Here is a 22675-nt window from a genome sequence, read left to right as displayed (position 1 = left end):
GGGACTGCGATCGGGGTGAAGCCCCAATTCACACAGGAGTGGAGGGTGGACGAAGAAGCACGTCTGGAATGAAACTGGCGAGGAGCGCGGCCGTCCTGCCCGCCACCTCGAACGATTCCGGCTGCCGCAGCCAGAAGCCCGAGAACCATCCGGGGGCCTGGCTCATGGCAATGCAAGCGTCGCACGTGTGACCGTCCGCATCAGGATCCAGTTTTCCCCGCGAAGCGCTGTGCTGTGTATTGTGGTGGCACGGCTTGTCCGGGTTGGTGACTGTTTCCTCCACGTCGATCTCGAGGCCCATTGCCGCATCATTGCGCAACCGGTCATGCGCTGGGCAACCGCCGTGTACGGGCGCTCCCATCGCCTGCAGCGGCAATGCGAGGATCATGAACCACAGCAGGAGGCGGGACAGCAAGCGTCTCATTCGACGGCACAGAAAGGCGGAATTTCGTCTCAGCGTATTCTAGAGAGCCGGCCTGTCAGCAAAATGACTCACACATGACAGGGCCGCCATGCACCAGAATCAGGCGGGGCGCACGGCGCCCAGACGGACCGAATCCCTTGCGCACGACCATCGTCGGCTTTTCCGACCGATGGTCAAGTGCCGCACTTCGTGAGCGTCTTTGATCCAGGACAACCCACTGCAGACTTATTGCCGGAAGTAAAATCAAGGCTGCTAGGATTCGCCCACTTGATTCCCGGCTCATGCACGCCTCCTATCGCCGGCACTGGATTGCCGCATTCCTGTTGATTTCGTTCCTGACAGTTCAACTGGCAGCGGCCGCCTACGCCTGTGAGGGCAGCCGGTATGCGCTGAGCCTGACGGCGAGCATGACCGGGATGGCGGAATCCTGTCCGGACATGGCAATCAAGCGGGGCCATTCGCATGCAGGCCTGTGCCAGGCGCATTGCCACCAGGACAGCAAATCTGCCGATCATGCGAGCCCGCAACTGCCCGTATTCCAGGCGGCCTCGGTTAGCCCGGTAGCCACACCTGACCTGACACCGATCCTTGGCGGGTATCGGCTGGCCACGGGCAACCCCGTCCCACGACCGCCTCCCCGCCCGCTCGCGATCCTCCATTGCTGTTTCCGCATTTAGCCCGCGAAGCAACGTCCGCTATCGTGCCCTGAGTCGTCAAGACCAAGGGAGTCGTTGCTTTGTGGAGGCTTTATGTTTTTGCGTTTTCCCCTAGCGCGCGGGCGGCGGTGGTCGCTCGCCCTCTCGCTCATCGCGGCCGCCCATCCCGGATGGGCGCAATCGGCCGCACCCCTGTCGTTGCAGGAAGCCGTGGTGCTCGCCTCGGCGCATGCCTCGGACGCTGAGACGTCGCGCGCAGCAATCCAATCCGCCTTGGAAATGGCGGTTGCGGGCAGGCAACTGCCGGACCCGGTTCTCAAGGTTGGCGTCAACAACGTGCCCGCCGATGGACGGGATCGCTTCTCAATCGGCACGGAATCGATGACGATGCGCTCGATCAGCGTGATGCAGGAACTGACGCGATCAGCCAAGCGTGAAGCGCGCGCACGACGCTTCGAGGCCGAGGCCTCGTCGGCGCAGGCGCAACGCACGGCCGCGCTCGCCGCCGTACAGCGTGGCGCGGCACAGGCGTGGCTCGATCGGCTCTATGCCGAGCGGGCAACCGTCGTGCTGGCGGAACAGGCGCAGTCCATCGGGCTGATGATCGACGCTGCCCGCGCTGCCTATCGTGGCAACCGCGGCCCCCGGACCGATATCCTGACCGCTGAACTTGAGTTGCAGCAATTGCGCGACCGGGAGGACGAGGCGCGCGCCGCTGTGTCGACAGCCAGAGCAATGCTGCAGCGCTGGGTCGGTGACGCCGCCGTGCGCCCCCTGGGTGACAGTCCGACGCTTGCGATACCCGCGTGGCTCGCCAATCTCGATGGCAGCGTCGTGTCCCAGTTGCCCGATGTGGCCACCGCCGAGGCCCAGGTCGGCGTCGCGGAGGCCGAGGGCAGCGTGGCGCGGGAAAACAGGATTCCGGACGTCAGCGTGGAGTTGATGTACAGCCAGCGCGGCCCAGCGTACTCGAACATGGTTTCGGTCAACCTATCCCTGCCTTTGCCCTGGGATCGGAAGAACCGGCAAGATCGTGAGCTCGCCGCGAAGCTCTCACAGGCCGATGCAGCGCGAGCCCAAGCCGAAGCGGTTCGACGTGGGCTACAGGGCCAACTGCGCGGCAAGCGAGCCGAACTCGGCCTGAACCAGTCGCGGCTGGAACGTTATCGCGACGTCACGGTGCCGCTGGCCAGAACGCAGACAGAAGCAGCACTGACGGCGTATCGCGCCGGTGCCGGCACGCTCTCCGCAGTCGCCGACGCGAGCCGCAAAGCGCTCAATCTCTCGCTGGAACGCCTGAAGTTGGAGGCCGCGACGGCCCGGCTGTGGGCCGAGCTCAATTTCCTGATGCCGCTTGCGACTGAAGCAATGCCGGCATCCACGCAAGGGGATCAACCATGAAAACGACCGCAATCGCGCGCGTCGCGATGAGTCTCGCCGTTGCGGCGGGCCTGGGTGGCGCATATTACCTTGGACAACAGCAACGTCATCAGCAAGCTTCCGGATCCGCAACGGTCAATGGGCCCCACGACGGCCATGATCCGGCCGCGGGCGCCGAGCTCAAGACCGGCAAACGGATTCTCTACTGGCGCGACCCGATGGTACCGGGGCAGCGCTTTGACAAGCCGGGCAAATCCCCTTACATGGATATGCCGCTGATACCGGTGTATGAAGAGGAAAATGCCGACGGCGCCGCGGTGCGCATCGACGGCCGCGTGACGCAGAACCTCGGCGTCCGGACCGCGGAAGTAAAGCTCGGCCGGCTGGAGATGGCCCTGCAGGTCCCCGGCAATGTCGCCATCAACGAGCGCGGCATCGAAGTCATTCAGGCGCGAACCACCGGGTTCGTCGAACACACTTACGTGCGGACCACCATGGAAACGGTCCGCAAAGGCCAGGCGCTCGCCCAGGTCTATTCGCCAGACTGGGTGGCGGCGCAGGAAGAGTACCTGGCCGTCGCGCGCATGCCGGGTAACCCGCAGCCCGAACTGCGCGACGCCGCGGTGGCGCGCATGCGGCAGGTAGGCATGACAGACGGCCAGATCCGCGTAGTGCAGGCAAGCGGCAAGCTCCAACCGCGGCTCACGGTCAATAGCGCGGTCGACGGCATTGTCACTGAGGTCGGCGCTCGGGACGGCATGACCGTTCCCCCTGGCATGACGCTCTTTCGCATCGCCAGCCTGGCAACGGTGTGGGTGCTCGCCGAAGTGCCTGAAAGCCAGGCGGCTGCCCTGCGGCCTGGCCAGGCGGTAATGGCAAGCACCACGGCGCTGCCGAATCTGGCGCTGCCCGGCAAGGTGGACACGATCTTGCCGGACGTCAGCGCCGGTACGCGCACGATCAAGGTACGGATCGAACTGCAGAACAAGGACAGGAAACTGTTGCCGGGCATGTTCGTGTCGGTACGCATGGTGCCGGCGGGCGCAACAGAACGGCTGCTCGTGCCCAGCGAGGCACTAATCCGGACCGGAGCGCGCACCATTGCCATGGTGGCCAAAGGCGAAGGTGGATTTGATCCGGTAGAAGTCAAGGCGGGCGCAACCGCCGGTGGCCAGAGCGAGATCCTCGAGGGCCTGAAGGCGGGCCAGCAAGTCGTGGTTTCCGGACAGTTCCTCATTGATTCAGAAGCGAGCCTGCGCGGGACCGTCGCACGCATGCAGGAAACTACTTCCGGCCCCCCGGTTGACAGCGCCGCCTCCGAGGCGTCGGCCGCTGGCCCCGAGCATCGTGCAGTAGGGCGCATCCAGTCCATCGGCGAGCGCAGCCTGATCATCGCTCACGAGGCCATCCCGTCAGCCCAGTGGGGCGCCATGACAATGGAGTTTGCCGCGCCACCTGCCGGCCTTCCGCAGGGACTGAAAGCGGGCGATCGCGTCGCGTTCAGCTTCCGGTTGGATCCCCACGGCATGGCGACGCTCGTCACCGTCGCGCCGCAAGTCCAGACCGCGGGAGCCAAGCCATGATCGCCAGTCTGATCCTTGCGTCCATCCGCAACCGCTTCCTGGTCCTTCTTGCCACGGTGATGCTGACCGCGTGGGGGCTTTGGGCCGTGCGAAGTACGCCACTGGATGCCCTGCCCGACCTCTCCGACGTGCAGGTCATCATTCGCACCCCATTCCCTGGGCAGGCTCCCCAGATTGTGGAGAACCAGGTCACCTATCCGCTGACCACCACGATGCTGTCGGTGCCCGGCGCGAAGACCGTGCGCGGATACTCGTTCTTCGGCGACTCCTATGTCTACGTATTGTTCGAGGACGGCACCGACCTGTACTGGGCCCGTTCACGCGTTCTTGAGTACTTGAACCAGGTCCAGTCCCGGCTGCCGGCCGCCGCCAAGCCTGCGCTTGGTCCCGACGCTACCGGCGTGGGTTGGGTCTATGAGTACGCGCTCGTGGACAAGAGCGGACAGCATGACCTGTCACAGCTGCGCGCCCTTCAGGACTGGTTCTTGCGATTTGAGCTCAAGTCCTTGCCCAATGTCGCAGAGGTTGCCTCGTTGGGCGGGATGGTCAAGCAGTTCCAAATTGTGCTGTTGCCCGACCGGCTTCGCGCCTACAACCTGTCACAAGGGAAGGTGCTGGCCGCACTCAAGGGGGCCAATCAGGAAACCGGGGGCTCAGTATTGGAACTGGGTGAAGCCGAATACATGGTGCGCGCTACCGGGTACCTGAAGACGCTGGATGACTTTCGGCAGGTGCCGATCGTGACGAGCGACGCCGGTATTCCGGTCAGACTGGGCGATGTCGCCGTGATTCAACTGGGCCCAGAGATGCGCCGCGGCATCGCGGAGCTCAACGGCCAAGGCGAAGTCGCGGGCGGGGTCATTATCCTGCGATCGGGGAAGAACGCGCTGGAGACGATCAACGCCGTCAAGGCCAAACTGCAGACCTTGCAGAAAAGCCTGCCTGACGGCGTCGAGGTCGTCACCGTCTACGACCGGTCGGCGCTGATCAGTCGCGCAGTCGACAACCTCACCACCAAGCTGCTGGAGGAGTTTGCGGTCGTCGCAGTGGTCTGCCTGCTCTTTCTCTTTCACTTGCGCTCGGCACTGGTCGCCATCATCTCGTTGCCGCTTGGCGTGCTGGCGGCATTCCTTGTCATGCGCTATCAGGGCGTGAACGCCAACATCATGTCACTGGGGGGTATTGCAATCGCAGTCGGCGCGATGGTCGACGCCGCGGTCGTCATGATCGAGAACGCCCATAAGCACCTGGAACACTGGCACGTCAAGCATCCACAGCAAGAACTTGAGGCGCAAGAGCGATGGCGCCTTATCGGTGAGTCGGCCGCAGAGGTCGGTCCTGCCCTGTTCGTCTCATTGCTGATCATCACCCTGTCGTTCATTCCAGTCTTTACCCTGGAGGCACAGGAGGGCAGGTTGTTCTCGCCATTGGCGTTCACCAAAACCTACTCCATGGCGGCGGCGGCGGGTCTCTCCGTCACATTGATCCCCGTGCTAATGGGCTATATGATTCGTGGCAAGATCCCTTCCGAGCAAGCCAATCCTCTCAACCGCCTGCTGATCCGCGCTTATCACCCGCTGCTCAACAAGGTGCTCAGGTACCCCAAGACCACCGTGGCGCTGGCGGGCGTGCTCCTGGTTGCGACCGCCTGGCCCATCATGCGCACTGGCGGGGAATTCATGCCACCGCTGGACGAAGGCGATCTGCTCTACATGCCCTCCGCTCTGCCAGGGCTTGCGGCCGGCAAGGCGTCGCAGTTGCTGCAACAGACCGACCGGCTGATCAAGACGGTCCCTGAAGTGGCGTCCGTGTTTGGCAAAGCCGGCCGCGCCGACAGTGCGACGGACCCCGCGCCGATTGAGATGTTCGAGACGACCATTCGCTTTAAGCCGAAGGATCAGTGGCGTCCCGGCATGACAACCGACAAGCTGGTCGAAGAATTGGACCGCATTGTCAAGGTACCGGGCCTGTCCAATATCTGGGTACCGCCGATCCGCAATCGCATTGACATGCTCGCGACCGGCATCAAGAGTCCCGTGGGTATCAAGGTCGCCGGCACGGACCTCAAGGAGATCGACAGACTCGCCACACGTATTGAAGAGGCCGTCAAGACAGTCCCCGGCGTGACATCTGCGCTGGCCGAACGGCTCACGGGCGGGCGCTACATCGATGTCGACATCGACCGCGCGGCAGCAGGCCGCTACGGTCTGAACATCGAGGACGTCCAATCGATTGTTTCCTCGGCCATCGGGGGTGAAACCGTTGGTGAGGTGGTCGATGGACTCGCACGATTCCCCATCAACGTTCGGTATCCGCGCGACGATCGGGACTCCATCGATGCACTGCGGCGCCTGCCAATTGTGACCGACAGCGGCTTACAGATTGCGCTGGCCGATGTGGCCCGCATTACTGTCATGCAGGGCCCACCGATGTTGCGCAGTGAGAACGCACGTCTTTCCGGTTGGGTATATGTTGACATTCGCGGCAGAGATCTTCGGTCCACCGTGCGTGACATGCAGGCCGCCGTGGCGAAGGCCGTACCAATGCCCGCCGGGTATGCCCTCAGTTGGTCAGGCCAGTTCGAGTATCTGGAGCGTGCTACGGCCAAACTCAAGGTCGTCGTCCCCTTTACCTTGCTGATCATCTTCGTACTGCTCTATCTAGTTTTCGGCCGGCTGGATGAAGCCATGCTGATCATGGGCACGCTCCCCTTGGCCCTAATAGGCGGCTTCTGGCTGCTGTATCTGTTGCGCTACAACCTCTCTGTGGCTGGGATAGTTGGGTTCATCGCGCTTGCGGGTGTGGCCGCAGAGTTCGGCGTCATCATGCTGCTGTATCTCAAGCACGCGTGGCACGACCGGTTGGCGCGCGGTGAAGATACGCTAGATGCGTTGCTCGACGCCATCCAGGAGGGTGCGGTATTGCGCGTCCGGCCGAAGGCGATGACGGTGGCGGTCATCCTGGCGGGCCTGATTCCGATCATGTGGTCACATGGCACAGGGTCTGAGGTCATGCAACGGATTGCTGCGCCAATGGTGGGTGGCATGGTGACAGCGCCGCTGCTATCGATGTTCGTCGTGCCCGCCGTATATCTGTTGCTGCGCCGGCGCTTGTTGCCCTCGCCCTCCACCACCGCCAAGCAGGCAGAACTGGAGCGGGCCGTGTAGCAACTGTGCCTGGCGAGTCCCGGGGGCCGCCAGGCCAGTCTTCAGTGCATTGGGAACGTTCACCAGTGCGGCGCGCATCCATGAGAGGGCACCCGCCCTACGGCACTTCCCGGGCGTTTGCTCGAGGTGCCGCCACAATATCAAGACACCGCGCTGGTGAGCTCCCGCAACACGTAGGGCACCCTCCGTCGGCAAATCGCCGCGACCCACCTTCTGGACAGCTAGCACACCAGGCCCGAAAATCCCCGTATGCGTCCGCCTCCCATCCTGCATCTGCCGCCCGCGGTCGTCGCGGTAATTCTGGTCGGGCTGGTGACCATCCTCAGCTTGATTGTCCTGCTAGCCCGGCACCTGCATCGCAGCCAACCGCCGCCTCGCAAGCACCGCAGCAAGAGTCCCAAACCAGGGCGCTTGCGCAAATGACCTTGCGGACAGTGCTGCGGCCCAACAGCGGCGACGCCAAGTTGTACGAACGCGGGTAGGCCGCCGTTATTTCCGACGGCCAGAGCGAGGGCTCTTTCGGGGCCGGCCCCGGCGCGGCAGCCGCGGGCGCCCGCGACCATAGGTGCGATTCAGATAGATGACAAATGCCAGGAACGCAATGATGCAGAGCACGGCAACCAGCAATAGCGAGGACAGCACGCCATGCGGCAAATCGAAGACGTAATATCGGTTCAAGTTTCCAATCGCCCTGTGTGGCAGGCCGCCTCTCGTGCGTACTCAGTGAACGCCATCCTCAAGCGAATCGGCGCACGGCGACGATCAGCGCACCATCGCCATTGGCGAACCGCACGCCGCCCTTCTCCAATTGCCTCTCGATCATGCAGAGTCCGCCAAACATGTCATTCAGGATGGGACCACGGCGTCGATGGTCGCCAACCGCCATGGGGAACGGACGCGTCCTTTGCTTGCTCATGCTCAGCGTCATAAGCGGCAATGCCAACGTGCAGAATGTCTGGCTGTGTACGACAGTGAAACCTGCGGCATTGACCTTGCGAATCAGTGCGGGAAGCGTGTAGCGCGCTTCTGGCGCCCTCGGGGCATTGCCGCGCAGTCGTCGCGTTCGTTGATGCGGTACGGTCACGACAATACCGCCACCCTGGCGACAAGCCTTACGCAACTGGTCAAGCACTATCCCGTCTGACGCGGCATGCTGCAGGACGTCGAACGCCCCGATGACGTCAAAGGCGTCCGCGAACGGCAGGTGCATAGGATCCATCTGCAAACAGGAAAAGCCATATTCCCGGCGCACCTCGCGTAGTGCATCCACGCAACGGTCGGCCGCGACCAGCGTGGCGGCCGGATAGCATGTCCGGAAATCATCCAGGAATTTTCCCGCACCGCAGCTCAGATCCAAGAATGACTCAATCTGCGGGAACCACCGAGACAAGGCCTCGATGATCAGTCGGCGGCGATATGCAAACCAGAAGTTCCGGTCTTCAACGTGCGCAAATTCCCGCAACAGCGACGCTTGATTCCCATCGTGATCCCCGATCAGTTCGGGTGCGAGGCACACAATGCCTGATGTCGACGGCGGCTGCCAGTCGCAGGACCAGCAATGCCACCCCTGCGTGGACAATGCATTGCCACATCTCACGCACGATCGCATCGCCGGCCTCAGATTGAAATCGGAGGCCCTCCCGCAAGGGGCCCTCCATCGCTTTGCAGAATCCTCGTACTCACCCAGGCTGGCGTTGAGCCCACGCGCGATGCGGCGGCGTGCTGGCGAAGTCGTCTGGACGCGTATCCGACTCACACATCCATGCGCGCGGTCAGAAGGCTGACATTCGATTTTATGGAGATGACCTGTCGCAAACATGACGGGGAAATTACCAGGCGCCGCACCCGTTGCTATCTGCGGCAACATCGGACAACATGCACGGCGGCGCGGCCTTTTTCCAACAGATGCGAACGATGTCATGGATTCGACGCCGACAATCCACACCGCGCCTGTGGCGACTTGTGATTGCAGACTTTAGGGATTTCCTGGACAGCGCCGCGCCAGACCAGTGCGCTCAGCGTTTTCGTCAGCCCGGCCTTGGCCAACTTTGGTTTCGATCGTCGTGGGCAATGCGCCCGATCGCGAGACAGCATGACAGATTCAAAGGACACCGCACCGCTGTCGAATGACAAGCCCCCGGCAGCCCCCGTGCCGCTGCAGCGAGAATGGCTGAATCGCACCGTTGTCGGTGCCGGGCTCACGAGTGCACTAGGCGATTTCTGCTACGAGACCACCACCGTCATCCTGCCCGGCTTCCTGGCAATACTCGGGATCCCGGCGGCGGTTCTGGGACTTATCGAAGGCCTGGCCGATGCGGTGGCGAGCTTTACCAAGATGATTTCGGGTTACGTCGCCGACAAGCTCGGACATCGAAAGCTTCTGGTGCTGGTCGGCTACGCCCTGACGCCTGCGGGTCAGATCGCAATCGCATTGGCCACGGCGTGGCCAATGCTACTTGTGGGGCGAATCATTTCCTGGTTCGGAAAAGGGCTGCGCGGCCCGCTTCGCGACGCGATTGTCATCCAGGCAATCCCGCCGCGCGCGCGAGGCCGTGCCTTCGGGTTTCATCGGGCTATGGATACGATTGGCGCAGTAGTCGGACCGCTGCTTGGTGTCGCATTGCTTGGCTGGGCCCAAAGCCATCATGGGTGGAACGACCCCATCGGTCCGTTCCGTCTGGTCCTATGGCTAAGTGTCATCCCGGGGGTTCTGGCCGTCCTGGCTTTCCTCGGCTTCGTCAAGGATCCGGCATTTTCCCCAAATCCCGGGCTGCGATTTTTCCGGGCCTTGCGCGGCCTTCCGCCAAAATTCAAGCGCTATCTCGGCGCCGTCGGGTTGTTTGGCATGGGTGATTTCTCCCACAGCCTGTTGATCCTCGGCGCCACGAAATTGCTGACCCCCGCACTCGGCATCGTGCAGGCCGCGCAAATCGCCGGTGGCCTCTACGTCTGGCGAAACGTCGTGCAATCGGCGGCGTCATTTCCAGTCGGCATGCTGGCGGATCGCGTCGGTGCGCTGCGCATTCTCGTGCTTGGCTATGCGCTAGGCGCGATGACCGGCCTGCTCATGGCCATCACGTTCTGGCTCCACGTCAACACCCTCGCACTGCTCGCGGCCGTCTTCCTGCTTGCGGGCCTGTACACGGCCGTCCAGGAAGCCCTGGAGCCGACGGTGATCGCCGAGATGGTGTCGGCTGACACCTTGGCCATGAGCATCGGCGCGCTCGGCACCACGAACGGCACGGCGAAGTTCATCTCGAGCGCCGGCGTCGGTCTCATCTGGTCGGCGCTATCACCTGTCCTCGGCTTCGCATTCGCCACCATCACCATGGCGGCCGGCACAGTCATGCTGGCGAGATTACGGCACATCTAAATCTCGCCACATCGCCCGGAGATCGAGCGCAGTGCGGGAGTCCCCGCCACGAGCCATCCGCGCGGTCGTGCCGACCGTCGGGACGCCAAAGATCGCCTAGCCGTCGGCAAGCATCGCCTGTACGTCGACGGCGGGCGCATCGAGTAGCTTGACCAGCGCGTCAAAGTCGATCGGCCGGCTGAACAGGTAGCCTTGCCCCACCTCGCAGCCAAACTCCCGCAACACCGACACTTGCCAAACGTACTCGACCCCTTCGGCCACGACGCGCAGCCCAAGCATATGCGCCATGCTAATCATGGCCTGCACGATTTGCCTGTCGCTGTGCGAGCCTTGCATGTCATGGATAAAGGCGCGATCAATCTTGAGTTCGGTGACCGGTAAGTGCTTCAGACTGGACAGATTGCTGTATCCAGTCCCGAAATCGTCGATGGCAATTCCGACGCCCGCGGCGCCCAGCTCCCGCACAAATTCTAGCAGCCCTTCCTCGTGCACGAACAACGCGTTCTCCGTCAGCTCAATCTTGAAGCGCCGACAATCAACGCCAAACTGCGCGATAGTCTGCAGCACAGGCTCCTGCCTGTGCCAACTCAGTTGCAAGGGCGAGAAGTTCACCGCCACCCTGAATTCCGGATCGATCGCCAGTGCCTCGAGCTTCGCGACGTATCGACAGGATTCGCGCAATACCCAATCCCCGATCGCGCCGATTACCCCGGTCTCTTCGGCTACCGGAATGAATTCGGCCGGCGAGACGGGAACGCTGCCATCTCGCATCCAGCGGAGCAAGACTTCCGCACCGATGACCTTGCCCGTGGTGAGCGACACCTGGGGTTGCCAGGCCAGCGAAAATTCGTTGGCCTCGAGCGCGCGGTGCAGCGCGTTGGAGATGTCGAGGCGCTTGAGCACCTTCGTATGCAGGCCGCGAGAAAAAAAATGACAAGCGCCGATGCCATCCTCCTTGGCGCGGTACATCGCCGCATCGGCATTCATGATCAGCGCTTCTGCGGTCGTGCCATCGGCGGGAAATCGGCTGACCCCAATGCTCGCGGAGACGTAGCTTTGCGTACCGTTCAGGACAATCGGCTTGGCCAGTTCATCGAAGATCCGCCGCGCGATCGACTCGACCTGAGCAGGATCCGCGGTGTCGTGCAGAATGAATGTGAATTCATCGCCGCCGATACGGCCGACAAAATCCGCTTCCTTCACCAGTCGCTTGAAGCGCTCCCCGACCACCTCGAGTAGCCGATCGCCAAACGAGTGGCCCAGTGTATCGTTCACGTCCTTGAACCGGTTGAGGTCAAGGAAAAGCAGGGAAAATTCCGTACCCTTGTTCGCCGAACGTTCGATCGCATGGCCAAGCCGGTCCTGGAACAAGCGTCGATTTGGCAGACCGGTCAGGCTGTCGTAGTAGGCAAGGTGCATGTACTGGGCGCGCAGGCTTTCGCGCTGCATGATGTCCGCGAACATCGCCACGAAACTGAACACTTCGCCATGCTCGTCGTGAACCGTCTTGATCGTTACCCAGTCGGGCGCGATCGAGCCGTCCGCCCGCAATAGCCAGACCTCCCCTTCCCAGCGTCCGCCATCGCGCAGGGTTGCAAATATCTCCGCGTAGAAGCCCCGTCCATGCCGGCCAGACCGTAAGAATCCGGCCGGCCGCCCGACAATATCCGCGCCGGGATAGCCCGTCGCGGCTGTGAAGGCACGATTGATGTACTGGATGCGCAAGCGAGCGTCCGTTACCAGCACCGCGTCACTAGTTGACTCGAGCACATTGGCCGATATCTTGCGGTTTTCCAGCTCAGTACGCAATTGGCTAACCAGCGCCTCGCGTTCACGACGATTGATGTCACTGCGACAAACGAACTCGGCCAGCAAGGACGCCATGGAGACAATGCCGATGTATCGCCCTTGCGCATCGAAGACGGGTAGGTGCTCACAAGCTTCCTTACGCATGCGCTTGAGCAACTGGATCGCGCTGGCATGCCCCTGCACGGGCTCGGGTGGACGTCGTGCGATCAGATCCGCGAAAATCCGTGCTGGAAAAAGCGTCGCCTGCCGGTCCGTCACGACACCGAGAAACGTGCCGTCGTCATCGAAGACCGAGAAGACGTTCGTCGATGTCTGATTGACCCCGACCAGATCCCGATATCGCTGGTCGAGCGCAACGCGGCGTGCCGTCAGGTCGAGGCACTCCGAAACAAGCAATGTGTCCATCTGCAAGCCTTATCCCAGCTTTTGATCCACGAACAACTCGACTTCCAGCGCCAGGTGAAGGATTTCCTCGGCTCCCATGGCCGGTTTGATCTCATCCAGGATGAACGTCTTGAGCTCTGCGGCGGGGATCTTTCTGAGAATCGCCTTTCGAATGAGGATGTCAGAAATCACGTCGTCGTCGATTTCTATATGCTCGAAGGCCGTGGTTGACAGCAAACTGAGTGCTCGCCCGACCGCAACGTGTCCAATTGGCGAGGCGCGCCCTAGCACGAGCCCATCGGTAATTGGCGGAAGGACAAACTCCTTGATGTGGGCGCGCAATCGCTTCTGACGACGTTTCTCCATTCCGACACTAACCTTTCCGATCCAAGATCGAACGCGCCAAGGAAGCACCGCACGCAAATCCGGCGCAGCACGACATCCTTCGCGGGCCGTTTGTACCAGACATTCCTGCCACCGACTACCCATCAAACGTGGGCCCGCAAGAGTTGCCATGCTTTGAGTTTCTACTCCTACTAGTGAGTATCCGTGGATACCGCCTAGGGACGCATATCCTGGTAGAGCTTGAGCATGTCCTTGTATTCACCCGCCGTCTTCTGAATGGAAAACCGCATACGCACCGCATTCTCCGCAAATGCCACGCGCTCGACGTCCATCTCGACCGTATTGCCATCGATGCCGGACTGCATCGGCACCCGGTAGAGCAATGCCTCCTCCGCCGCTGACGGACGGGACTCCAAATGCCGCCGCGAAGTCGTCGCCATGCCCACAAACGCATTGCCGCTTGCCATCGCCCGTTCCAATTCGGCGCCAAAGTCGATGTCCCGCGCCTTGTAGTTCGGGGTATCCGCGTTGGCGATATTGGCTGCCAGAAACTCCAGCCGGCGAGTGCGCAGCCTGAGCGCCAGTTCATGAGCGTTTTCCGCGCTACGCGCAGCATTCTGGATAAATGCGGTTTCCATCTCGCCTCTCCAACGCATTCGGAAGAGGGCAGACTAGCCTACCCCACTCCGCGTCATTGCGAGGATAAGCGATCAATTTATCAACGTTTCAAATGACCAAGTTGCAATGATCTTGACACCGTTGTGCCGTACAGAATTCGCCTGCTTTGGACGCATTTCCCTCAGATGACCGGTTCGTAATATTCGAGTCATTCGACTGATCGTGTCGGGCCGATAGACTGTGCACACGGTGAGCGAGACAGACTCGCCAACATGACTCCGGAGAACTTTCCATGAAGAAGCTTCACACTGCCATTCTTACCGCCGCACTCTCGATCCTCGCAGGCACTGCCGTGGCCGCTCCCGCCGAGGGGCAGGTCCATCGCCCTCGCGATCCCTTCACGGACGGCGCACGCGCCGGAGCCTCAGCCAGCGACGTGTACGCCGGCGGCGCGCGCATCGACAAGCGTGACGTTTTCACCGACGGAGCACGTATTGGGGCGCGAGACGTCTTCACCGACGGCGCTCACGGGCTCTGACAGGTTGACGCCCATGCCAGTTTGACACTTGCACAAGTGTGAGGGGAGCCAGTCATCCGTCCAGGTTGACTGGCTTCCGGTGCTGCTCTTTTGCCTCTAGGGGTCGTCTCAGAAAACGGAAAATAAAGCACGCTAAGGCATAGCCGAACCTGCCAAGCTTGCTCCACCCTGTAGTGACGCGATCAGCGGGCAGGAAACGTTCCCCCTTCGCGCATGGCAGGCGCACACCAACTCAGACAGCACGGCCTCCATGCGCGCCAGGTCAGCCATTTTCTCGCGCACGTCCTTGAGCTTGTGCTCGGCCAGACTGCTGGCTTCCTCGCAATGGGTGCCATCCTCCAGCCGCAGCAGCTCGGCGATCTCATCCAGGCTGAAGCCCAGCCGCTGGGCTGATTTCACGAAGCGCACCCGCGTTACATCCGCCTCGCCATAGCGGCGGATGCTGCCATAGGGCTTGTCAGGCTCCAGCAACAAGCCCTTGCGCTGATAGAAACGGATGGTCTCCACATTGACCCCGGCCGCCTTGGCGAAAACGCCAATGGTCAGGTTCTCCAAATTGTTTTCCATATCGCTTGACTCCGTACATGAGTACGGAAGTAAGGTTACGCTATCCAATTTCAATTCGAAAGGACAAGCGCATGTCTGAACCAAAAACCGGGCGCGGCGCGCTCTTCACTGGAGGGCTTGCCGCCATCCTCGCCTCGGCTTGCTGCCTCGGGCCGTTGGTTCTGATCGCCTTGGGGTTCAGCGGCGCTTGGATCGGCAACTTGGCGGTGTTGGATCCCTATCGCCCCATCTTTATCGGCGTGGCGCTGGTGGCGTTGTTCTTCGCCTGGCGGCGCATCTACCGGCAGGCAGCGGCCTGCAAACCGGGTGAGGTCTGCGCGATTCCCCAAGTGCGAGCTACTTACAAGCTCATTTTCTGGATCGTGGCCGCGCTGGTTCTGGTCGCGCTCGGATTTCCCTACGTCATGCCATTTTTCTACTGATCGGAGTTCACCATGAAGAAACTGTTTGCCTCCCTCGCCCTCGCCGCCGTTGTTGCCCCCGTCTGGGCCGCCACCCAGACCGTCACGCTGTCCGTACCGGGCATGACCTGCTCCGCCTGCCCGATCACTGTCAAGAAGGCGATTTCCAAGGTCGAAGGCGTCAGCAAAGTTGACGTGACTTTCGAGACACGCCAAGCGGTCGTCACCTTCGACGATGCCAAGACCAGCGTGCAGAAGCTGACCAAGGCAACCGCAGACGCGGGCTATCCGTCCAGCGTCAAGCAGTGAGTCACTGAAAACGGCACCGCAGCACAACGGACGTCATTGTCTGGCGCCACAAACGATAAAGGATCTGTTGCATGACCCATCTAAAAATCACCGGCATGACTTGCGACTCGTGCGCGGCGCACGTCAAGGAAGCGCTGGAAAAAGTGCCAGGCGTGCAGTCGGCGCTGGTGTCCTATCCGAAGGGCACAGCGCAACTCGCCATCGTGCCGGGCACATCGCCGGACGCGCTGACTGCCGCCGTGGCCGGACTGGGCTACAAGGCAACGCTAGCCGATGCGCCACTGGCGGACAACCGCGTCGGACTGCTCGACAAGGTGCGGGGATGGATGGCCGCCGCCGAAAAGCACAGTGGCAACGAGCCCCCGGTGCAGGTAGCGGTCATTGGCAGCGGTGGAGCCGCGATGGCGGCGGCGCTGAAGGCCGTCGAGCAAGGCGCGCAGGTCACGCTGATCGAGCGCGGCACCATCGGCGGCACCTGCGTCAATGTCGGCTGTGTGCCGTCCAAGATCATGATCCGCGCCGCCCACATCGCCCATCTGCGCCGGGAAAGCCCGTTCGATGGCGGTATTGCGGCAACTGTGCCTACGATTGACCGCAGTAAGCTGCTGGCCCAGCAGCAGGCCCGCGTCGACGAACTGCGGCACGCCAAGTACGAAGGCATCCTGGGCGGTAATCCGGCCATCACCGTTGTGCACGGTGAGGCGCGCTTCAAGGACGACCAGAGCCTTACCGTCCGTTTGAACGAGGGTGGCGAGCGCGTCGTGATGTTCGACCGCTGCCTGGTCGCCGCGGGTGCCAGCCCGGCGGTCCCGCCGATTCCGGGCTTGAAAGAGTCACCCTACTGGACTTCCACCGAGGCCCTGGCGAGCGACACCATTCCCGAACGCCTTGCCGTAATCGGCTCGTCGGTGGTGGCGCTGGAGCTGGCGCAAGCCTTTGCCCGGCTGGGCAGCAAGGTCACGGTCCTGGCGCGCAATACCTTGTTCTTCCGTGAAGACCCGGCCATCGGCGAGGCGGTGACAGCCGCTTTCCGTGCCGAGGGCATCGAGGTGCTGGAGCACACGCAAGCCAGCCAGGTCGCCCATATGGACGGTGAATTCGTGCTGACCACCACGCACGGTGAATTGCGCGCCGACAAACTGCTGGTTGCCACCGGTCGGACACCGAACACGCGCAGCCTCGCGCTGGACGCAGCGGGGGTCACTGTCAATGCGCAAGGTGCCATCGTCATCGACCAAGGCATGCGCACGAGCAACCCGAACATCTACGCGGCCGGCGACTGCACCGACCAGCCGCAGTTCGTCTATGTGGCGGCAGCGGCCGGCACCCGTGCCGCGATCAACATGACCGGCGGCGATGCGGCGCTCGACCTGACCGCAATGCCGGCCGTGGTGTTCACCGATCCGCAAGTGGCGACCGTGGGCTACAGCGAGGCGGAAGCCCACCACGACGGGATCGAGACCGACAGCCGCACCTTGACCTTGGACAACGTGCCGCGTGCGCTCGCCAACTTCGACACACGCGGCTTCATCAAGTTGGTTATCGAGGAAGGCAGCCATCGGCTGATCGGCGTACAAGCGGTCGCGCCGGAAGCGGGTGAACTGATCCAGACGGCGGCTCTGGCCATTCGCAACCGCATGACGGTGCAGGAACTGGCCGACCAGTTGTTCCCCTACCTGACGATGGTCGAGGGGTTGAAGCTCGCGGCGCAGACCTTCAACAAGGATGTGAAGCAGCTTTCCTGCTGCGCCGGGTGAGAAAAAGGAGGTGTTCAATGAACGCCTACACGGTGTCCCGGCTGGCTCTTGATGCCGGGGTGAGCGTGCATATCGTGCGCGACTACCTGCTGCGCGGATTGCTGCGCCCGGTGGCGTGCACACCAGGCGGCTACGGCTTGTTCGATGACGCCGCCTTGCAACGGCTGTGCTTCGTGCGGGCGGCCTTCGAGGCGGGCATCGGCCTCGACGCGCTGGCGCGGCTGTGCCGGGCGCTGGATGCGGCGGACGGCGACGAAGCGGCCGCGCAGCTTGCCCTGCTGCGTCAGTTCGTCGAGCGTCGGCGCGAAGCGTTGGCCGATCTGGAAGTGCAGTTGGCCACCCTGCCGACCGAGCCGGCACAGCACGCGGAGAGTCTGCCATGAACAACCCCGAGCGCTTGCCGTCCGAGACGCACAAACCGATCACCGGCTACCTGTGGGGCGGACTGGCTGTGCTGACTTGCCCCTGCCACCTGCCCATCCTCGCTGTCGTGCTGGCCGGCACAACCGCCGGTGCTTTCCTCGGCGAGCATTGGGTCATCGCGGCGCTCGGTTTGACCGGCCTGTTCCTTCTGTCCCTGTCGCGGGCGTTGCGGGCATTCAGGGAAAGAGAATGAGCGCTTTCCGGCCGGATGGATGGACGACGCCGGAACTGGCCCAAGCGGTCGAGCGCGGGCAGCTTGAACTGCACTACCAGCCCGTCGTCGATCTGCGCAGTGGTGGGATTGTCGGCGCGGAAGCCCTGTTGCGCTGGCGTCATCCGACGCTTGGACTATTGCCACCGGGCCAGTTCCTGCCCGTGGTCGAATCGTCCGGCCTGATGCCTGAAATCGGCGCTTGGGTGCTGGGCGAAGCCTGCCGCCAGATGCGTGACTGGCGAATGCTGGCATGGCGACCGTTCCGGCTGGCCGTCAATGTTTCGGCGAGCCAAGTGGGACCGGACTTCGACGGGTGGGTAAAGGGCGTGCTGGCTGATGCCGAGTTGCCCGCCGAGTATCTCGAAATCGAGCTGACCGAATCGGTCGCGTTTGGTGATCCGGCGATCTTCCCCGCCCTGGACGCCTTGCGGCAGATCGGTGTGCGCTTCGCCGCCGATGACTTCGGGACGGGGTATTCCTGTCTGCAACATCTGAAGTGCTGCCCAATCAGCACGCTCAAGATCGACCAATCGTTTGTCGCCGGGCTCGCCAACGACCGCCGCGACCAAACCATCGTGCACACCGTGATTCAGCTTGCGCACGGGCTGGGCATGGATGTGGTGGCTGAAGGCGTGGAAACATCGGCGAGTCTTGATCTATTGCGACAAGCGGACTGCGACACAGGACAAGGCTTCCTGTTCGCGAAGCCAATGCCGGCGGCGGCATTCGCCGTCTTCGTCAGTCAATGGAGGGGTGCCACCATGAATGCAAGTGACTCGACCACCACCAGTTGCTGCGTGTGCTGCAAGGAAATCCCGCTCGATGCCGCCTTCACCCCGGAAGGCGCGGAATACGTCGAGCACTTCTGCGGGTTGGAGTGTTATCAACGCTTCGAAGCGCAAGCGCATCGGTTACGTCCGCGTCAGCAGCTTCGACCAGAACCCAGAACGGCAGCTCGAACAGATCCAGGTGGATAAAGTGTTCACCGACAAGGCGTCGGGCAAGGACACACGGCGGCCCGAACTGGAACGGCTGCTCGCCTTCGTGCGCGAAGGCGACACGGTCGTGGTGCACAGCATGGATCGTCTGGCGCGCAACCTCGACGACCTGCGCCGCCTGGTGCAGGGCCTCACCCAGCGCGGCGTACGCATCGAGTTCCTTAAGGAGCATTTGACCTTCACCGGCGAGGACTCGCCGATGGCGAACCTGATGCTGTCGGTAATGGGCGCGTTCGCCGAGTTCGAACGCGCCTTGATCCGCGAGCGGCAGCGCGAGGGCATCGCGCTCGCCAAGCAGCGCGGGGCCTACCGTGGCAGGAAGAAATCCCTGTCGTCTGAGCGTATTGCCGAACTGCGCCAACGTGTCGAGGCTGGCGAGCAAAAGACCAAGCTGGCTCGTGAATTCGGAATCAGTCGCGAAACCCTGTATCAATACTTGAGAACGGATCAGTAAATATGCCACGTCGTTCAATCCTGTCCGCCGCCGAGCGCGAAAGCCTGCTGGCGTTGCCGGACACCAAGGATGAGTTGATCCGTCACTACACGTTCAGCGAAACCGACCTCTCCATCATCCGGCAGCGGCGCGGCCCGGCCAACCGGCTGGGCTTCGCCGTGCAGCTCTGTTACCTGCGCTTTCCTGGTGTCATCCTGGGCGTCGATGAGCCGCCGTTTCCGCCCTTGTTGAAACTGGTCGCCGACCAGCTCAAGGTCAGCGTCGAAAGCTGGGACGAATACGGGCAGCGGGAGCAGACCCGGCGCGAGCACCTGGTCGAACTGCAAACGGTGTTCGGCTTCCAGCCCTTTACCATGGGCCACTACCGGCAGGCCGTCCAGTTGCTGACCGAGATGGCCTTGCAGACCGACAAGGGCATCGTGCTGGCCAGCACCTTGATCGAGCACCTGCGGCAGCAGTCGGTCATTCTGCCTGCCCTCAACGCCGTCGAGCGGGCGAGCGCCGAAGCAATCACCCGCGCCAACCGGCGCATCTACGATGCCTTGGCCGAACCGCTGTCGGACGCGCATCGCCGCCGCCTCGACGATCTGCTCAAGCGTCGGGACAACGGCAAAACGACCTGGCTGGCCTGGCTGCGCCAATCGCCCGTCAAACCGAATTCGCGGCACATGCTGGAACACATCGAACGCCTCAAAGCGTGGCAGGCGCTCGACCTGCCTTCTGGCATCGAGCGGTCGGTGCACCAGAACCGCCTGCTCAAGATCGCCCGTGAGGGTGGCCAGATGACGCCCGCCGACCTGGCCAAGTTCGAGGCGCAGCGACGCTATGCCACCCTGGTGGCGCTTGCCATCGAGGGCATGGCCACCGTCACCGACGAAATCATCGACCTGCACGACCGCATCCTGGGCAAGCTGTTCAACGCCGCCAAGAACAAGCATCAGCAGCAATTCCAGGCGTCCGGCAAGGCGATCAACGCCAAGGTGCGGCTGTTCGGCCGCATCGGCCAGGCGCTGATCGAGGCCAAGCAGGCGGGCCGCGATCCGTTCGCCGCCATCGAGGCCGTCATGTCCTGGGATGCCTTCGCCGAGAGCGTCACCGAAGCGCAGAAGCTTGCGCAGCCCGAGGACTTCGATTTCCTGCACCGCATCGGCGAAAGCTACGCCACGCTGCGCCGCTACGCGCCGGAATTCCTTGCCGTGCTCAAGCTGCGGGCCGCTCCCGCCGCGAAGGACGTGCTCGACGCCATCGAGGTGCTGCGCGGCATGAACAGCGACAACGCCCGCAAGGTGCCCGCCGACGCGCCGACCGAGTTCATCAAGCCGCGCTGGCAGAAGCTGGTCATGACCGACACCGGCATCGACCGGCGCTACTACGAACTGTGCGCGCTGTCGGAGATGAAGAACGCGTTGCGTTCCGGCGACATCTGGGTGCAGGGGTCGCGCCAGTTCAAGGACTTCGAGGACTACCTGGTGCCGCCCGCGAAATTCGCCAGCCTCAAGCAGGCCAGCGAATTGCCGCTGGCCGTGGCCACCGACTGCAACCGGTACCTGAACGACCGGCTGACGCTGCTGGAAACACAGCTTGCCACCGTCAACCGTATGGCGACGGCCAACGAGCTGCCGGACGCCATCATCACCGAGTCAGGCTTGAAGATCACGCCGCTCGACGCGGCGGTACCCGACACCGCCCAAGCGCTGATCGACCAGACGGCAATGATCCTGCCGCACGTCAAGATCACCGAACTGCTGCTGGAGGTGGACGAATGGACGGGCTTCACTCGGCATTTCGCGCATCTGAAATCGGGCGACCCGGCCAAAGACAAGAACCTGTTGCTGACCACGATCCTCGCCGACGCGATCAACCTGGGCCTGACCAAGATGGCGGAGTCTTGCCCCGGCACGACCTACGCCAAGCTGGCTTGGCTGCAAGCCTGGCACATCCGCGACGAAACCTACGGGGCGGCGCTGGCCGATCTGGTCAACGCACAGTTCCGCCATCCCTTCGCCGAGCACTGGGGCGACGGCACCACCTCATCGTCGGACGGCCAGAACTTCCGCACCGGCAGCAAGGCCGAGAGCACCGGCCACATCAACCCGAAATACGGGAGCAGCCCAGGGCGGACGTTCTACACCCACATTTCTGACCAGTACGCGCCATTTCACACCAAGGTCGTGAACGTCGGCGTGCGCGATTCGACCTACGTGCTCGACGGCCTGCTGTACCACGAGTCCGACTTGCGGATCGAGGAGCATTACACCGACACGGCGGGCTTCACCGATCACGTCTTCGCCCTGATGCACCTCCTGGGCTTCCGCTTCGCGCCGCGCATCCGCGACCTGGGCGACACCAAGCTCTACATCCCGAAGGGCGACGCCGCCTATGACGCGCTGAAACCCATGATCGGCGGCACGCTCAACATCAAGCACGTCCGCGCCCATTGGGACGAAATCCTGCGGCTGGCCACCTCGATCAAGCAGGGCACGGTGACGGCCTCCCTGATGCTCCGAAAGCTCGGCAGCTACCCACGCCAGAACGGCCTGGCCGTGGCGCTCCGCGAGCTGGGCCGCATCGAGCGCACGCTGTTCATCCTGGACTGGCTGCAAAGCGTGGAACTGCGCCGCCGCGTGCATGCCGGCCTGAACAAGGGCGAGGCGCGCAATGCGCTGGCCAGGGCAGTGTTTTTCAACCGCCTGGGTGAAATCCGCGACCGCAGTTTCGAGCAGCAGCGCTACCGGGCTAGCGGCCTCAATCTGGTAACGGCTGCCGTCGTGTTGTGGAACACGGTCTATCTGGAACGGGCTGCGCACGCGCTGCGTGGCAACGGCCATGCCGTTGATGACGCGCTGTTGCAGTACCTGTCGCCGCTCGGTTGGGAGCACATCAACCTCACCGGCGATTACCTCTGGCGCAGCAGCGCCAAGATCGGCGCGGGCAAGTTCAGGCCGCTACGACCGCTGCAACCGGCTTAGCGTGCTTTATTTTCCGTTTTCTGAGGCGACCCCAAAGAGACGGATGAATCGACGCTGGATCCAATTGGGAGCCACCGCCCATCGGCGCAGCAGGCACGTGGCTCTGTGCGTCGCCAATAACTGCCCGAGTTGCCGCTTGCCCCACGGGAAGAGGCTCAGCCAGCAGCGACATTTGTTGTCCGTTTTCTCGGTGACCGGTGAGGGTTGATGGCTTCATATCTGTATATATATACAGTGTGCGCCGGCTAACCGGCAAGGAGTAGAGGGTGAAAGTCCCTGACAGCAGAAGATCTAGCGAATCACGCT

20 protein-coding genes are annotated in these 22675 nt (G+C 62.6%); 14 read left to right on the top strand and 6 right to left on the bottom strand.

Annotation, left to right across the window (positions count from 1 at the left end):
- Nucleotides 1-28 precede the first annotated feature (28 nt).
- A complete protein-coding gene (locus AC1RKI_RS28795; RefSeq protein WP_011514840.1) occupies nt 29-424 on the bottom strand; it encodes a hypothetical protein in 396 nt (131 codons plus the stop codon).
- A 281-nt stretch (nt 425-705) separates the two neighbouring features.
- On the opposite strand from AC1RKI_RS28795, the gene AC1RKI_RS28790 reads away from it, so the two are divergent.
- From AC1RKI_RS28790 to AC1RKI_RS28775, 4 genes are all read left to right on the top strand, one after another.
- A complete protein-coding gene (locus AC1RKI_RS28790) occupies nt 706-1101 on the top strand; it encodes a copper/silver resistance protein SilD (RefSeq protein WP_008642716.1) in 396 nt (131 codons plus the stop codon).
- A gap of 72 nt (nt 1102-1173) precedes the next feature.
- Entirely contained in the window at nt 1174-2481 is a 1308-nt protein-coding gene (locus AC1RKI_RS28785) for a TolC family protein (protein WP_008642714.1), read from the top strand.
- The gene (locus AC1RKI_RS28780; RefSeq protein ID WP_011229392.1) at nt 2478-4043 is read left to right on the top strand and encodes an efflux RND transporter periplasmic adaptor subunit; all 1566 of its coding nucleotides are present in this window, start codon (nt 2478-2480) and stop codon (nt 4041-4043) included. Before AC1RKI_RS28785 ends, AC1RKI_RS28780 begins: the two co-directional genes overlap by 4 nt.
- Nucleotides 4040-7210 (top strand): efflux RND transporter permease subunit, encoded by a 3171-nt coding sequence (locus tag AC1RKI_RS28775; RefSeq protein ID WP_011229391.1) that lies wholly within the window; start codon nt 4040-4042, stop codon nt 7208-7210. Before AC1RKI_RS28780 ends, AC1RKI_RS28775 begins: the two co-directional genes overlap by 4 nt.
- A gap of 736 nt (nt 7211-7946) precedes the next feature.
- On the opposite strand, the gene AC1RKI_RS28770 is transcribed toward AC1RKI_RS28775, so the two are convergent.
- Nucleotides 7947-8789, bottom strand: a complete 843-nt coding sequence (locus AC1RKI_RS28770) for a class I SAM-dependent methyltransferase (protein WP_223277385.1) — start codon at nt 8787-8789, stop codon at nt 7947-7949.
- Nucleotides 8790-9302: 513 nt separating this feature from the next.
- Here AC1RKI_RS28770 and AC1RKI_RS28765 point away from each other — a divergent pair.
- The gene (locus AC1RKI_RS28765; RefSeq protein ID WP_008642705.1) at nt 9303-10583 is read left to right on the top strand and encodes an MFS transporter; all 1281 of its coding nucleotides are present in this window, start codon (nt 9303-9305) and stop codon (nt 10581-10583) included.
- Between the two features lie 96 nt (nt 10584-10679).
- Here the strand turns inward: AC1RKI_RS28765 and AC1RKI_RS28760 are convergent, their stop codons facing one another.
- The 3 genes from AC1RKI_RS28760 to flgB all read right to left on the bottom strand — a co-directional run bounded on the left by AC1RKI_RS28760 (nt 10680) and on the right by flgB (nt 13759).
- A complete protein-coding gene (locus tag AC1RKI_RS28760; RefSeq protein ID WP_011229389.1) occupies nt 10680-12797 on the bottom strand; it encodes a putative bifunctional diguanylate cyclase/phosphodiesterase in 2118 nt (705 codons plus the stop codon).
- A 9-nt stretch (nt 12798-12806) separates the two neighbouring features.
- A complete protein-coding gene (locus AC1RKI_RS28755; protein WP_008642702.1) occupies nt 12807-13142 on the bottom strand; it encodes a hypothetical protein in 336 nt (111 codons plus the stop codon).
- Between the two features lie 194 nt (nt 13143-13336).
- Complete coding sequence (flgB, locus tag AC1RKI_RS28750) at nt 13337-13759, bottom strand: flagellar basal body rod protein FlgB (protein WP_008642701.1); 423 nt, start codon at nt 13757-13759, stop codon at nt 13337-13339.
- Between the two features lie 272 nt (nt 13760-14031).
- Here flgB and AC1RKI_RS28745 point away from each other — a divergent pair, with 272 nt between their 5' ends.
- Nucleotides 14032-14277 (top strand): hypothetical protein, encoded by a 246-nt coding sequence (locus tag AC1RKI_RS28745; protein ID WP_008642700.1) that lies wholly within the window; start codon nt 14032-14034, stop codon nt 14275-14277.
- A gap of 132 nt (nt 14278-14409) precedes the next feature.
- Here the strand turns inward: AC1RKI_RS28745 and merR are convergent, their stop codons facing one another.
- Nucleotides 14410-14844, bottom strand: a complete 435-nt coding sequence (gene merR, locus AC1RKI_RS28740; protein ID WP_003131969.1) for a mercury resistance transcriptional regulator MerR — start codon at nt 14842-14844, stop codon at nt 14410-14412.
- 71 nt (nt 14845-14915) lie between these two features.
- Between merR and merT the strand changes: the two genes are divergently transcribed.
- The 8 genes from merT (at nt 14916) to AC1RKI_RS28700 (ending at nt 22369) form a co-directional block, all read left to right on the top strand.
- Nucleotides 14916-15266, top strand: a complete 351-nt coding sequence (gene merT, locus AC1RKI_RS28735) for a mercuric ion transporter MerT (protein ID WP_006224622.1) — start codon at nt 14916-14918, stop codon at nt 15264-15266.
- Nucleotides 15267-15278: 12 nt separating this feature from the next.
- Entirely contained in the window at nt 15279-15554 is a 276-nt protein-coding gene (gene merP / locus AC1RKI_RS28730; protein WP_003131987.1) for a mercury resistance system periplasmic binding protein MerP, read from the top strand.
- Between the two features lie 71 nt (nt 15555-15625).
- Complete coding sequence (gene merA, locus AC1RKI_RS28725) at nt 15626-17311, top strand: mercury(II) reductase (RefSeq protein WP_011514825.1); 1686 nt, start codon at nt 15626-15628, stop codon at nt 17309-17311.
- A gap of 17 nt (nt 17312-17328) precedes the next feature.
- Nucleotides 17329-17694, top strand: a complete 366-nt coding sequence (merD, locus tag AC1RKI_RS28720) for a mercury resistance co-regulator MerD (RefSeq protein ID WP_000995360.1) — start codon at nt 17329-17331, stop codon at nt 17692-17694.
- Nucleotides 17691-17927 (top strand): broad-spectrum mercury transporter MerE, encoded by a 237-nt coding sequence (gene merE, locus AC1RKI_RS28715; protein ID WP_003132004.1) that lies wholly within the window; start codon nt 17691-17693, stop codon nt 17925-17927. Before merD ends, merE begins: the two co-directional genes overlap by 4 nt.
- Nucleotides 17924-18925 (top strand): DUF3330 domain-containing protein, encoded by a 1002-nt coding sequence (locus AC1RKI_RS28710; RefSeq protein ID WP_008652068.1) that lies wholly within the window; start codon nt 17924-17926, stop codon nt 18923-18925. The genes merE and AC1RKI_RS28710 overlap by 4 nt, the downstream gene beginning before the upstream one ends.
- Nucleotides 18831-19400 carry a recombinase family protein gene (locus AC1RKI_RS28705; protein ID WP_027982055.1) on the top strand — a complete coding sequence of 190 codons (570 nt, stop codon included), beginning with the start codon at nt 18831-18833 and terminating at the stop codon, nt 19398-19400. The genes AC1RKI_RS28710 and AC1RKI_RS28705 overlap by 95 nt, the downstream gene beginning before the upstream one ends.
- 2 nt (nt 19401-19402) lie before the next feature.
- A complete protein-coding gene (locus AC1RKI_RS28700) occupies nt 19403-22369 on the top strand; it encodes a Tn3 family transposase (RefSeq protein WP_001138070.1) in 2967 nt (988 codons plus the stop codon).
- Nucleotides 22370-22675 lie beyond the last annotated feature (306 nt).

The sequence above is a fragment of the Cupriavidus sp. GW822-FHT06G04 genome, assembly GCF_058799075.1.
Note: the sequence above shows the minus strand (reverse complement) of the source record. Positions and strands in the feature narration are given on the sequence as shown.